Below are 12,285 nucleotides of genomic sequence, written 5' to 3'. Positions count from 1 at the left end.
AGTCAGGTAGGGACGGAAAAGCGCAGCGTCTTCCGCATCGGCACACCAGGCCATCGCTGCCTCAAGCCGATGTTTGCAAACGGCACGGAACAAAAAAAACACCCCACGCATGGGGTGTTTTGGTGTGCGCCGGTGACGCGTCGCTACGTGAGTTAGCTCACAAATTACTTAATTTCCTTACACAATTGCGATGCAATACATCCACTTCCAGTAGTTTTCCATGTAACTTTGCTGTTAGCGTAGGTTGGCGTCAGAACGTAAGTATCTGCGGCGGTAATGCCATCAATTGCTACAGGTACGACTGTAATTACGCCATTTGCTGCTGTCGTAACTGTATCTACGTATTTAGTTCCCTTTCCTGTTGCGATGTCTGCAGTAATTGAATTGCTGCCTCCAACACAAGCAGCAATTCCATCTAAGTCTTGGGCACAGACTTCAACTTCACTTTTGACAGCTTGGCTTGCAAGAATTACCTCAGAATATTTAGCTTTTTTCATGTAATTTTGATACGCCGGCAACGCGACCGCCGCCAAGATACCGATGATCGCAACAACGATCATCAATTCGATCAGCGTAAAACCTTTTTGTGCGCGTTGGATCATTTTCATCGATTTCATTTGTATTTCTCCCTGTGGTTGACAATGCTGACAGTCGTTCTGCCATGCTTACCTATCAGCAAATGTTGTGCCAGCGCAAAAAACGGCGAATTGCGATCTTTTCGCTCAAAAATCAGGCAGTAAAGGAAGTTTTTTGTCGCCGCACTGACAAAAATTGTCAGTGCCGGCATGAATTGTCAGATCGCCGCAGCGCCCGAGCCAGGCTGCATCGGTTTTGTCCGGGCATGCGGCCGCGCTTTGCGCAGCCCGGGAGGGCATCACAAACAGCAGGGTATGCGGTTAAACATCGCACTTTCCGCAGATTTTTAAAGCGGTGCAGTTAAATACACGCAACCTTATTTAATGCAGCCGGCATCATCCGAGATTGAACTGCATCGTGGTGCCGGCAATATCGAGCATGTCGCCGTCCCGCAGTGCATGGGTGGCGGCGCCGATGCTCTGGCCGTTGACGACCGGATGGCTGTCGCCTTCGATGTGGGTGATGGCAAAGCCTTGCGGGTTGCGGGTGATGGCGGCGACGGCGATGCCGGGGCGGCCGATGGTGGTGAGCGCCTTGGTCAGGCGCATTTCCTTGCCGTTGCTGGCGCCGCTGGTGATTTTGATGCTGCCCTGGCGGACGCCGTCGTCGTACATTTGCGCCGGGTTGTAGGGCTGCGTGTTTTGCGTCAGCGTGCTGAGGGCATCGGCGGCGGCGCTGGCAATGCCGCTCTCGCGGCGCGGCGCGGCCTGGTATTGGATCCGGTATTTGGCCAGCTCGATGACGTCGCCGTTTTGCAGGAAGTGCTTTTTGACCGGCTGGCCGTTGACCAGCGTGCCGTTGGTGCTGCCGAGGTCTTCCAGGAAGGAGTCGTCGGCTATGGTGGTGATGGCGGCGTGCTGGCCGCTGATGGCGAGATTGTCGATGACGATGTCGTTGCCGGGCCGGCGGCCGATGGTGATGCGCTCTTTCGAGAGCGTCATTTCCTGCAATACGGCACCGTCTGCCATGAGTATGATTTTGGCCATGCTGTTTCTCCTGCGATCTATCTGGTTCCAAACCGGCGTTCATTATCGCGCGCTTTGAGTAAAACTACCGAGACATTATCCTGACCGCCGCGCTCATTGGCGCAGGCAATCAGTTGCGCGCAAGCGTGCGGCAGGTTCGATCGGTGGGCATCCAGCAGCCCGGCGATCTGCGGTTCCGGCACCATGTCGGTCAAGCCGTCCGAGCAAAGCAGTGCGATGTCGCCGGGTTGAAAATCGTGATCGTGCAACTCGGCTTCAACCAGAGCTGCGACACCGAGCGCGCGGGTGATCAGGTTGCGGTCTCTGGAGTGCGCCGCCTGTTCCGGCGTGATCAGGCCGGCCGCGATTTGCTCCTGCAGCAGCGAATGGTCGCGGGTCAATAGTTGCAGCGCGGCGCCGCGCAACCGGTACAGCCGCGAGTCGCCGATGTGGGCGACGCATAGCGTGTTGTCGAAATGCAGCGCCAGCATTAGCGTGGTGCCCATGCCGCGGCAGCCGGGCTGATTCTGCGCTGCCTGCAGGATGCGCTCGTTGGCCAGGGCGATTGCCTCCCGCACCCAGTGCTGCAGATGCTGCCGCACTTCGGCCCGTGCACCGCCTGCGTGGCGCAGCAGCTTGTCTTCCAGCGCCTGTTTGATGATGGTCGCGGCCATGCCGCTGGCGACTTCGCCGGCCAGATGCCCGCCCATGCCGTCCGCCAGCAGCGCAAAGCCACAGCCGGCGCTGATGGCGACCGCATCTTCATTTTGGCGGCGCACCCGGCCGATGTCGGTCAGGGCGGCGAATTCGAGGTTGCCGTGTGCTTCGGGTGTCATCGGGACGGCTCAGCAGTGCTGTACGCAAGGATGCGGAAGACGAAATAATCTTCCAAGCCGCTGCTGGGCGTCAATAGCGGCGCGATGCGGTTGTCGGCACGCATTGAAAATATTGATATTCATCATGGGTATACGAAAAAACAATGTGCTGTCGCCCTGTTTTATTGCGACGCAAAAAAATACACATATATGTATGTGCGACATTCAGAAACAGCAAGGTGCGCCGGCAAAGACGTTGCCGCGCTGCGTGCAAAGCACAACGGGGAGCCGCAGCTCCCCGTCGTTGCTTGCGGCAGTTGCGAATTACAGCATTGCCTTGAGCAAACGCGCCATTTCGGACGGGTTCTTGGTGGTTTTGATGCCGCAGGCTTCCATGATGTCGAGCTTGGCTTGCGCGGTATCGGCACCGCCCGAGATCAGCGCGCCGGCATGGCCCATGCGCTTGCCGGCCGGCGCTGTGACGCCGGCGATGAAGACCACGACTGGCTTTTTCATGTTTTCCTTGATCCAGTACGCCGCATTGGCTTCGTCCGGGCCGCCGATCTCGCCGATCATGATGACCGCATCGGTGTCAGGATCGTCATTGAACATCTTCATGATGTCGATGTGCTTCAGGCCGTTGATCGGGTCGCCGCCGATGCCGACTGCCGACGATTGGCCCAGGCCGAGCGCGGTCAGCTGGCCGACTGCTTCATAGGTCAGGGTGCCGGAACGCGATACCACGCCGATGCGGCCTTTCTTGTGGATATGGCCGGGCATGATGCCGATCTTGATTTCGTCCGGCGTGATCAGTCCGGGGCAGTTCGGGCCCAGCAGCAGGGTTTTGCTGCCGGCTTTTGCCATGCGGTCCTTCAATACCATCATGTCGCGCACCGGGATGCCTTCGGTGATGCAGACGGCCAGGTCGAGTTCGGCTTCGACTGCTTCCCAGATCGCCGCTGCCGCGCCTGCCGGCGGTACGTAGATGACGGAAACGGTGGCGCCGGTGGCGGCCTTGGCTTCGGAGACGTTGGCGTAGATCGGGATGCCTTCGAAATCTTCGCCGGCTTTCTTCGGGTTCACGCCGGCGACGAAGCAGTTCTTGCCATTCGCATAATCACGGCAGCCGCGAGTGTGGAACTGGCCGGTCTTGCCGGTGATGCCTTGGGTGATGACTTTTGTATCTTTGTTGATCAGGATCGACATATTGGTTCCTTGTACGATGTTTAAGCGTTGGCGGCAGCGACGACTTGCTTGGCTGCATCTTCCATCGTGTCGGCCGAAATGATCGGCAGGCCGGATTCGGCAAGCATTTTCTTGCCGATGTCCTCGTTGGTACCCTTCATGCGCACCACCAGCGGCACTTGCAGCGATACTGCCTTGGAAGCGGCAATCACGCCTTCGGCGATCACGTCGCAGCGCATGATGCCGCCGAAAATATTCACCAGAATGGCTTTCAGGCCAGGGTTCTTCAGCATGATCTTGAACGCTTCAGTCACTTTCTCCGCCGTCGCACCGCCGCCGACGTCGAGGAAGTTGGCTGGTTCGCCGCCGAACAATTTGATCGTGTCCATGGTCGCCATCGCCAGGCCGGCGCCGTTCACCAGGCAACCGATGTTGCCATCGAGCGAGATGTAAGCGAGGTCGAATTTGGATGCTTCGATTTCGGCCGGATCTTCTTCGTCCAGATCGCGGTAAGCGACGATTTCCGGCTGGCGGAACAGCGCATTGGCGTCGAAGTTGAATTTGGCGTCGAGCGCGATAACCTTGCCGGAGCCGGTCAGGATCAGCGGGTTGATCTCGGCCAGCGAGGCGTCGGTTGCCCAGTACGCCTTGTACAAGCCTTGCAATTGCGCGCGCGCGTCGGCAATCGATGCCGGCGGCACGCCGATCTTGGCGGCGATGTCATCGGCTTCGGCATCGGTCAGGCCGACGCCCGGGTCGATCGCGATTTGATGGATCAGTTCCGGATGGCTTTCCGCCACTTCTTCGATGTCCATCCCGCCTTCGCTGGACGCCATCAGGACCACGCGCTGGCTGACACGATCGGTCACCATGCTGACGTACAGTTCTTTCTTGATGTCGGCGCCTTCCTCGATCAGCAGGCGACGTACTTTCTGGCCTTCCGGGCCGGTCTGATGCGTGACCAGTTGCATGCCGAGAATCTGGCCGGCGAATTCCCGCACCTGTTCGAGCGACTTGGCAACCTTCACGCCGCCGCCCTTGCCGCGACCGCCGGCATGGATTTGCGCCTTGACGACCCAAACCGGACCGCCAAGGGTCTCGGCTGCCTTGACTGCCTCATCTACGGAATTGCACGGAATGCCGCGCGGAACCGTCACTCCGAACTTGCGGAGAATTTCTTTGCCCTGATACTCATGGATTTTCATGCGAGATTCCCTTCAGACGCTTAGGTATGGATAAAAACACTATGGATGAAACTAACTGGCTGGATTTCCGGAGATATCTGCTGGCGGCGTGCGGGCCCAGCGCGGATAATATTTCGCGACCGCCGCACCATCGGTACGTAATGCATGACAACGGTCGAGTTCAAATGGTTTTTGGTTTTGCAGATCGTCATCGCTGTCATTGAGCGCCTCGCCGGCAAACGCCTGGAACGCGGCGGTCGGCAGGATCTGTGCCAGTTCGGTCAGATGGGTGCAGCCGTGCGTGCCGGATAGCAGTTGCTTGAGCTGATGCCGAAAGCCGGAGCGCAGATTCAGGCCGACCATTTTCCGGTAATCGGGGCCGATCGTGTCGCAATAGCCGGGATAAGGGACGGCGTCGGAGGCCGTTTCGACCTCGATGATGTTGAACTGGGTGTCAATCGTCAGGCGCAGCCAAAGTTCATGTATCGGCGTATTGGCCGGATGCACGCCGGAGGCGAGCTGAATATCGCGGGTCTTGATATCGGCAATGCAGGCATCGATGTCCCATAGGCCATCTTCGCGCGCAAACGCCTCGATTTTGATAGTGCGCGTGTGCTTGCGCGTACGCTGGACAACGGGTAGTGACAGGGGCATAGGTACCAATACCGAACCAATCGGTAAAATTAATCAAGCCGCAATTGCGTCTCGTTACCGCAGCTTCTGCGGATTCATACGATAGCAGCCGCTCTTGCGGCAGTGCAAAAACCGGAAAAGTGTAGCACATCGAAACCGTGTTGAAAAAAATGCCGGCTATTGAGCGCAATCAAATATCGCATCCGGTCTGCGCATCGCGCCAGGCGCGACGACGCTCCACACGCAGGGGATCAGTCGTCGTTATCGGTTGTGCCGCGCACGGCGGCCTGGATGGCGCGATGGGAAAAGCCGCGTTGCTGCAGAAAACGCATCTGCCTGGCGCGCTCGGCGGCGTCAGTGGCAAGCGTGCCGAACTTTCGGTGCCAGACCGCGCAGGCGCGCGCGACCTCGTCCGCTGCCAGTTCCGTCTTGATTTCGCCCAGTGCAGCGCCGGCTATGCCGTGACTCTGCAATTCGGACAGGATGCGGCTGTTGCCGTACCGTGCGGCACGCCGGTTGACCAGGGCTTCCGAAAAACGGGCCTGCGACAGCCAGTTTTGCGCTTCCAGAAAATCCAGCAGAGCTTCGATATCGTCGGACGCCTCCGCATAGCGGCCCAGCTTGCGCGCCAACTCGGTACGGCTGTGCTCCCGTGCCGACAGATATCTGAGCGCACGGGCCTTCAGGCTGATTTTTAATGCCGCCATGATTTTCAATCGGCAGAACCGGTACCGGTCATTTCAAAAAACACGCGAAAACAGCGTGCGGCCCGCGCCGCGAAAAACCGCGGCGAAACCCGGCAGTTGCCCGGCTCACCCAGCCGCGCATCCCCCTTGTGCCAGCGCAGAGGGGGCGAGGCGCATCAGGGTTTCGCCGATTCCGCCTCCGCATCCCTGGCCTTCGGCTTGGCTTGGGCATCGGCGGCAAGCGGCGGCAACTCCGGCACGCCTAGCGAGGCGCGTACCTTGTTTTCGATTTCACGCGACAGCTCGGGACGCTCTTTCAGGTAATTGCGGGCATTGTCCTTGCCCTGGCCGATGCGTTCGCCGTTGTAGCTGTACCAGGAGCCGCTCTTTTCGACGATCTTGGCATCGGCGCCCAGATCGAGGATTTCACCTTCGCGCGACGTGCCTTCGCCATACAGAATGTCGAAATGGGCTTCCTTGAACGGCGGTGCGATCTTGTTCTTGACGACCTTGACCCGGGTTTCGTTGCCGATGACTTCATCGCCGGACTTGATCGAGCCGGTGCGGCGGATATCCAGCCGCACCGATGCGTAAAATTTCAGCGCATTGCCGCCGGTGGTGGTTTCCGGGTTGCCGAACATGACGCCGATCTTCATGCGGATCTGGTTGATGAAGATCACCAGCGTATTGGTGCGGTTGATGCTGCCGGTCAGCTTGCGCAGCGCCTGCGACATCAGGCGCGCCTGCAGGCCGGGCAGCGAATCGCCCATGTCGCCTTCGATTTCGGCGCGCGGCGTGAGCGCGGCGACCGAGTCGATGACCACCAGGTCGACGCTGCCGGAGCGCACCAGCGCATCGGTGATTTCAAGCGCCTGCTCGCCGGTGTCCGGTTGTGAAATCAGCAGCTCCGACAGGTTGATGCCCAGCTTCTTGGCGTAACCGACATCGAGTGCATGCTCGGCATCGATGAAGGCGCAGGTGCCGCCGAGCTTTTGCATTTCCGCGATGGTTTGCAGGGTCAGCGTGGTTTTGCCGGAGGATTCAGGGCCGTATATCTCGACCACGCGGCCGCGCGGCAAGCCGCCGACGCCCAGCGCAATGTCGAGGCCGAGCGAGCCGGTCGAAACGACCTGCACCTCCTCCACCACCGCGCCATCTTCCATGCGCATCACCGAGCCCTTGCCGAACTGCTTCTCGATTTGCGCCAGCGCGGCAGCGAGGGCTTTGCTTTTGTCTGTAGCGGGAGCGGATTTCTTGTCGTCCATAAATTTCTTTCAGCAGTAAGGGTGCGCTTGCAGCGCACGGTATTCACGGTAATGCTCGGGTTGAATCGCGTTGCAAATAGCACTGTATAAAAAAACAGTACGAATTGCAAGCGCCTTCTTACTTTCGATCATACTTGAAACCGAAAACTGGCTGCGCCTTGCTGCCGGGATTGAAACGCAATAGACTGTAAGCCATATCCTGCAGGCGCCAGTGCGTTCCTTTTCCGCTGCGACGCGCCCATGCTCCCGCTTATTTCTTGACGATTTATTAAAAAACCATGCGTATCCTGCTTGCGGAAGACGATAGTGTGCTTGCCGATGGCCTGACCCGTTCCCTGCGGCAGGCTGGCTATGCGACCGATTACGTGCAAAACGGCCTGGAAGCCGATTCCGCCTTGTCGACCCAGGATTTCGACCTGCTGATTCTGGATCTCGGCCTCCCCAAGATGCCGGGCCTGGAAGTGCTGCGCCGCCTGCGCGCGCGCAATTCGCATTTGCCGGTATTGATCCTGACCGCAGCCGATTCGGTCGAGCAGCGCGTCAAGGGGCTCGATCTGGGGGCCGACGATTACATGGCCAAGCCGTTTGCGCTATCCGAACTGGAAGCGCGGGTGCGCGCGCTGACGCGACGCGGCGCCGGCGGCGGCCCGACCGTCATCAAGCACGGCCCGCTGACCTATGACCAAGTGGGCCGCATCGCCTATATCGGGGAGCAGATGCTGGAGCTGTCGGCGCGCGAACTCGGCTTGCTGGAAGTACTGCTGCAGCGTACCGGCCGCTTGGTTTCCAAGGACCAGCTGGTGGACCATCTGTGCGAATGGGGCGAGGAAGTCAGCAATAACGCAATTGAAGTCTATGTACACCGGCTGCGCAAGAAAATCGAGATCGGCGGAATACGCATCGCCACCGTGCGCGGACTCGGCTACTGCCTTGAAAAATTTCCTGAAACTCCAGCCGGCGCACCTCCCGGATCGCCTGCTGCATCGACGCCGCGTTAATTGCAACTGATGAGCGATGCCCGTCCAATCGACGCCGGCACGGCGGATGCTGCACCCGTGGCCGACCCGAGATCGGATGCCGCATATGCCACCGATATCCCGGCAACTCCGCCCGACGAGCCGATCCAGCGCTCATTGTTCGGCGAAATCCTGGACTGGATGCTGGTGCCCTTGCTGCTGCTGTGGCCGATGAGCATCGCCATCACTTACCTGGTCACCAAGACGATCGCCAATCAGCCGTTCGATCATGCACTGGAAGACCGGGTCGCGGTACTGGCACAGCAGGTCAAGCAGATCGGCGGCAAAGTCGTGTCCCAAACTACCGCCGCTGCGCGCGACATGCTGCGCGCCGACGACATCGATTATGTGTATTTCCAGGTGCAGGGGCCGGGCGCCGAGTTCATCGACGGCGACCGCGACATGCCGCTGCCGCAGGATGAGGAAAAACCCGCGCCCGGCATCGTCGCCTTTCGCAACGCCACGTTGCACGGAACCGAGATCCGGATTGCCTACACTTATGTCGATCTGCATCGCTGGCAGCCGCAGTCGGACATGGCCGCCGCGAAGGAACCTGAAACGGCGCTGGTGCAGGTCGGCGAAACCCTGGAAAAGCGGGCCCAGCTCGCCAATGAAATCATCAAGGGCGTGATCATGCCGCAGTTCATTATTCTGCCGATCGCGCTGGCGCTGGTCTGGCTGGCGCTAGCGCGCGGCCTGCGGCCGCTGGCGAAGTTGCAGCAACGCATCCGCAACCGCCGGCCGGACGATTTGAGCCCGATCGACTCGGGCCAGGTGCCGGAAGAAATCTCGCCGCTGGTGAATTCGCTCAACGACTTGCTGGCACGGCTATCGCAATCGATCGAATTGCAAAAGCGCTTCATCGCCGATGCCGCGCACCAGCTGAAAACCCCGCTGGCCGGAATGCGGATGCAATCCGAACTGGCCTTGCGCCAGACCGACCAGGGCGAAATCCACCGTTCGCTGCTGCAATTATCGAAGAGCTCGGAATCGGCCACCCGCCTGGTCAACCAGTTGCTGGCACTGGCGCACGCCGAAAACCAGACTCCTGCCACCAAACCGTTCGAGCCGCTGGAGCTATCGGAACTGGCGCGCAATGCGGTGCAGGACTGGGTGCAAGCCTCTTTTTCTTCCCGGATCGATTTAGGCTTCGAGCAGCCGGGGCACCCGATCATGATCCTGGGCAATCCGCTGATGCTGCGCGAACTGCTCAACAATCTGATCGACAATGCGCTGCGGTATACGCCGCCGCATGGCTGCGTTACCGTGCGGGTGCGCAGCGACGAAGCCAATGGACAAGCATTTCTAGAAGTCGAGGACACCGGGCCGGGTATTCCGGCCATCGACCGCAGCCATATTTTCGAGCGCTTTTACCGCATCCTGGGCAGCAATGTCGAAGGCAGCGGGCTGGGGCTGGCGATCGTCAAGGAAATCGTCCAGCAGCACGATGCGGTGATCGACATCTTCCACAATCCGCATCAGCGCGACCCCAAGTTTCCCGGCAGCCTGTTTCGCGTCACCCTGCAGATGAAACAGCGCCCGGCCATCATCGAGGATCTGGGATGACACGCTCCAGCCGGCCATCGACACCGCCCCGGCGCGCCGCCCACTGGCGCGCCACCAGGCGCTTGACGGCAGCACTGCTGCTGGCATGGCTGGCCGTCACCTTCGGCGGCATTTTCTTCGCCCGGGAATTGTCACAGACGACCATCTTCGGCTGGCCGCTATCGTTTTACATGGTTGCCCAGGGCATACCCTTGACCTATGTGGCCATACTCGCCATCTATGCGTGGCGCATGCGCACGCTGGACCGGCGCTGCAGGAACCCGGACTGATGGCGAGCAGGATTTTCAATCGTAAACTCCGGCGCTATTACGCCTGGTATACGCTGGGTCTGATCCTGTTCCTGGGCGCGCTCTCGATCCTGGAATTCGAAGGCGTGCCGCGAACCTGGATCGGCTATCTGTTCCTGTTCGCCACCATCGCGCTGTACGCCGGCATCGGGGTCATGAGCCGCACCTCCGATGTCTCGGAATATTATGTGGCCGGACGGCGCGTGCCGGCGCTGTTCAACGGCATGGCGACCGCCGCCGACTGGCTGTCGGCGGCCAGTTTCATCAGCCTGGCCGGCGGCCTGTACCTGCAGGGTTTTGACGGCATGGCGTACATCGTCGGCTGGACCGGCGGCTATTGCCTGGTGGCCTTGCTGATCGCACCGTTCCTGCGCAAATTCGGCCAGTACACGATTCCCGATTTCCTGGCGGCACGCTACGGCGGCAACCCGGTCCGAATCCTGGCGGTGATTGCCACCATCCTGATTTCGTTTACCTATGTGGTGGCGCAAATCTACGGCGTCGGCCTGATTACCTCGCGCTTTACCGGGGTCGATTTTTCGGTCGGCATCTTCCTCGGATTGGCCAGCATCCTGGTCTGCTCCTTCCTGGGTGGCATGCGCGCCATCACCTGGACCCAGATTGCACAATACATCATCATGATCGCCGCCTACATGATCCCGGTGTTCTGGCTGTCGGCCAAGCACACCAGCGTGCCGGTGCCGCAAATCGCCTATGGCGCGGTGTTGGCGAAAATCGGCCAGGCCGAAACAAGGCTGGAGCGCGATCCAAAAGAGCAGCAGGTGCGCACCGTGTTCCGGCACGCTGCCGCCGAGTACGCGCAGAAGATGCAAGCATTGCCGGCCTCGCTGCAGCAGGGCCGCGCGGTATTGCAAGCGCAGGTCGATCGCCTCAAGAAGAACGGCGCCACCCTGATCGAAATCAAGGCCGCCGAACGGGCGTTGTCGGGCTACCCGAAAACCAGCGAAGAAGCGCGCACCCTCTGGAGCGAGGCGCAGGCGCAGAATCTGGCACGGGCCGCTCCGATCCTCGATCACGGCACCCCCTTTCCGGCCAAGGATGCGGCCGCCTCCGACATCAAGCGCAACAATTTTCTGGCGCTGGTGTTCTGCCTGATGATGGGCACCGCCGCCTTGCCTCACATACTGCTGCGTTACTACACCACGCCATCGGTGCAGGAAACCCGCGCTTCGGTGTTCTGGTCGCTGTTTTTCATCATCCTGCTGTACCTCACGATTCCGGCGCTGGCGGCGCTGGTGAAGTACGAAATCTACACTTCGCTGGTCGGCACCACCTTCACCAGCCTGCCGCCGTGGGTGTCGTACTGGGCCAGCATCGACAAGATTGCGCCGTTGATCTCGATTGTCGACATCAACCATGACGGCATCGTGCAACTGGCGGAAATCGCCATCGACGGCGACATCATCGTGCTGGCCATGCCGGAAATCGCCGGTCTGCCATATGTGGTCTCCGGCCTGATCGCAGCCGGCGGCCTGGCGGCCGCCTTGTCGACCGCCGACGGCTTGCTGCTGACCATCTCGAACGCGCTGTCGCACGATATTTACTACAAGATCCTCGATCCGGCCGCATCGACCCAGAAACGGGTGACGATTTCCAAGCTGCTGCTGGTGGTGGTGGCGCTGGTGGCTGCGTATACCGCATCGCTGAAACCGGGCGACATCCTGTCGATGGTGGGCGCCGCATTTTCGCTAGCGTCGTCGACGCTATTCCCGGTGCTGGTGCTGGGCGTGTTCTGGAAGCGCGCCAACCAGCAGGGCGCGATCGCCGGCATAATTACCGGTTTTGCCGTCTGCGTGTACTACATGGCGCATACGCATCCGACCCTGGGCGGCAGCAGCGCCGGCCAATGGTTTCACATTGCGCCGATCTCGGCCGGGGTATTCGGGGTGCCGGCCGGGATGCTGGCGCTGGTAATCGCCAGCCTGCTGACGCCGCCGCCCAGGCAAGAAATGCGGGCCTTTGTCGACTATATCCGCACGCCCTGAGTGGCGGCGCAAAATCAAAAACGGCAGAACGAATGCGCTTC

Annotated in this window: 13 protein-coding genes; 4 read left to right on the top strand and 9 right to left on the bottom strand. The window is 60.1% G+C overall.

Annotated elements, in window-relative coordinates; genetic code table 11:
• Positions 1-164: 164 nt before the first annotated feature.
• The 9 genes from HMCN_RS20050 to recA form a co-directional block, all read right to left on the bottom strand.
• Positions 165-617 (bottom strand): prepilin-type N-terminal cleavage/methylation domain-containing protein, encoded by a 453-nt coding sequence (locus HMCN_RS20050; RefSeq protein WP_155837594.1) that lies wholly within the window; start codon positions 615-617, stop codon positions 165-167.
• Positions 614-787 carry a hypothetical protein gene (locus tag HMCN_RS19460; protein WP_155837593.1) on the bottom strand — a complete coding sequence of 58 codons (174 nt, stop codon included), beginning with the start codon at positions 785-787 and terminating at the stop codon, positions 614-616. The genes HMCN_RS20050 and HMCN_RS19460 overlap by 4 nt, the downstream gene beginning before the upstream one ends.
• A gap of 184 nt (positions 788-971) precedes the next feature.
• The gene (locus HMCN_RS0115090; RefSeq protein ID WP_025918158.1) at positions 972-1,622 is read right to left on the bottom strand and encodes an FHA domain-containing protein; all 651 of its coding nucleotides are present in this window, start codon (positions 1,620-1,622) and stop codon (positions 972-974) included.
• Between the two features lie 17 nt (positions 1,623-1,639).
• Complete coding sequence (locus tag HMCN_RS0115085) at positions 1,640-2,437, bottom strand: Stp1/IreP family PP2C-type Ser/Thr phosphatase (protein WP_025918157.1); 798 nt, start codon at positions 2,435-2,437, stop codon at positions 1,640-1,642.
• A gap of 303 nt (positions 2,438-2,740) precedes the next feature.
• Positions 2,741-3,622 (bottom strand): succinate--CoA ligase subunit alpha, encoded by an 882-nt coding sequence (sucD, locus tag HMCN_RS0115075; protein ID WP_025918156.1) that lies wholly within the window; start codon positions 3,620-3,622, stop codon positions 2,741-2,743.
• A 20-nt stretch (positions 3,623-3,642) separates the two neighbouring features.
• A complete protein-coding gene (gene sucC, locus HMCN_RS0115070; RefSeq protein ID WP_025918155.1) occupies positions 3,643-4,806 on the bottom strand; it encodes an ADP-forming succinate--CoA ligase subunit beta in 1,164 nt (387 codons plus the stop codon).
• Positions 4,807-4,857: 51 nt separating this feature from the next.
• A complete protein-coding gene (locus HMCN_RS0115065; RefSeq protein ID WP_025918154.1) occupies positions 4,858-5,439 on the bottom strand; it encodes a DUF2889 domain-containing protein in 582 nt (193 codons plus the stop codon).
• Positions 5,440-5,669: 230 nt separating this feature from the next.
• Entirely contained in the window at positions 5,670-6,125 is a 456-nt protein-coding gene (gene recX / locus HMCN_RS0115060; RefSeq protein ID WP_025918153.1) for a recombination regulator RecX, read from the bottom strand.
• Between the two features lie 155 nt (positions 6,126-6,280).
• The gene (gene recA, locus HMCN_RS0115055; RefSeq protein WP_025918152.1) at positions 6,281-7,369 is read right to left on the bottom strand and encodes a recombinase RecA; all 1,089 of its coding nucleotides are present in this window, start codon (positions 7,367-7,369) and stop codon (positions 6,281-6,283) included.
• A 278-nt stretch (positions 7,370-7,647) separates the two neighbouring features.
• On the opposite strand from recA, the gene HMCN_RS0115050 reads away from it, so the two are divergent.
• Genes HMCN_RS0115050 through HMCN_RS0115035 form a run of 4 tightly spaced genes read left to right on the top strand, consistent with a single transcriptional unit; the run spans position 7,648 to position 12,244 of the window.
• Positions 7,648-8,367, top strand: a complete 720-nt coding sequence (locus tag HMCN_RS0115050) for a response regulator transcription factor (protein ID WP_025918151.1) — start codon at positions 7,648-7,650, stop codon at positions 8,365-8,367.
• A 9-nt stretch (positions 8,368-8,376) separates the two neighbouring features.
• On the top strand, positions 8,377-9,951 hold the full coding sequence (locus HMCN_RS0115045) for a sensor histidine kinase (protein ID WP_025918150.1): 1,575 nt from the start codon (positions 8,377-8,379) through the stop codon (positions 9,949-9,951).
• The gene (locus HMCN_RS0115040) at positions 9,948-10,220 is read left to right on the top strand and encodes a DUF4212 domain-containing protein (protein WP_025918149.1); all 273 of its coding nucleotides are present in this window, start codon (positions 9,948-9,950) and stop codon (positions 10,218-10,220) included. Before HMCN_RS0115045 ends, HMCN_RS0115040 begins: the two co-directional genes overlap by 4 nt.
• Positions 10,220-12,244 carry a sodium:solute symporter family protein gene (locus HMCN_RS0115035; RefSeq protein WP_369792159.1) on the top strand — a complete coding sequence of 675 codons (2,025 nt, stop codon included), beginning with the start codon at positions 10,220-10,222 and terminating at the stop codon, positions 12,242-12,244. The genes HMCN_RS0115040 and HMCN_RS0115035 overlap by 1 nt, the downstream gene beginning before the upstream one ends.
• The last annotated feature ends 41 nt before the right edge of the window (positions 12,245-12,285 follow it).

The sequence above is a fragment of the Herminiimonas sp. CN genome, from assembly GCF_000622895.1.
GTDB lineage: Bacteria > Pseudomonadota > Gammaproteobacteria > Burkholderiales > Burkholderiaceae_D > AVCC01.
This window is presented reverse-complemented; position numbering and strand designations above follow the sequence as displayed.

What these genes read in the sequence shown, in the direction of transcription:
- HMCN_RS20050 (WP_155837594.1), bottom strand. Translation starts at nt 617, where the DNA reads ATGAAATCGATGAAAATGATCCAACGCGCACAAAAAGGTTTTACGCTG.
- HMCN_RS19460 (WP_155837593.1), bottom strand. Translation starts at nt 787, where the DNA reads ATGCCGGCACTGACAATTTTTGTCAGTGCGGCGACAAAAAACTTCCTT.
- HMCN_RS0115090 (WP_025918158.1), bottom strand. Translation starts at nt 1,622, where the DNA reads ATGGCCAAAATCATACTCATGGCAGACGGTGCCGTATTGCAGGAAATG.
- HMCN_RS0115085 (WP_025918157.1), bottom strand. Translation starts at nt 2,437, where the DNA reads ATGACACCCGAAGCACACGGCAACCTCGAATTCGCCGCCCTGACCGAC.
- sucD (WP_025918156.1), bottom strand. Translation starts at nt 3,622, where the DNA reads ATGTCGATCCTGATCAACAAAGATACAAAAGTCATCACCCAAGGCATC.
- sucC (WP_025918155.1), bottom strand. Translation starts at nt 4,806, where the DNA reads ATGAAAATCCATGAGTATCAGGGCAAAGAAATTCTCCGCAAGTTCGGA.
- HMCN_RS0115065 (WP_025918154.1), bottom strand. Translation starts at nt 5,439, where the DNA reads ATGCCCCTGTCACTACCCGTTGTCCAGCGTACGCGCAAGCACACGCGC.
- recX (WP_025918153.1), bottom strand. Translation starts at nt 6,125, where the DNA reads ATGGCGGCATTAAAAATCAGCCTGAAGGCCCGTGCGCTCAGATATCTG.
- recA (WP_025918152.1), bottom strand. Translation starts at nt 7,369, where the DNA reads ATGGACGACAAGAAATCCGCTCCCGCTACAGACAAAAGCAAAGCCCTC.
- HMCN_RS0115050 (WP_025918151.1), top strand. Translation starts at nt 7,648, where the DNA reads ATGCGTATCCTGCTTGCGGAAGACGATAGTGTGCTTGCCGATGGCCTG.
- HMCN_RS0115045 (WP_025918150.1), top strand. Translation starts at nt 8,377, where the DNA reads ATGAGCGATGCCCGTCCAATCGACGCCGGCACGGCGGATGCTGCACCC.
- HMCN_RS0115040 (WP_025918149.1), top strand. Translation starts at nt 9,948, where the DNA reads ATGACACGCTCCAGCCGGCCATCGACACCGCCCCGGCGCGCCGCCCAC.
- HMCN_RS0115035 (WP_369792159.1), top strand. Translation starts at nt 10,220, where the DNA reads ATGGCGAGCAGGATTTTCAATCGTAAACTCCGGCGCTATTACGCCTGG.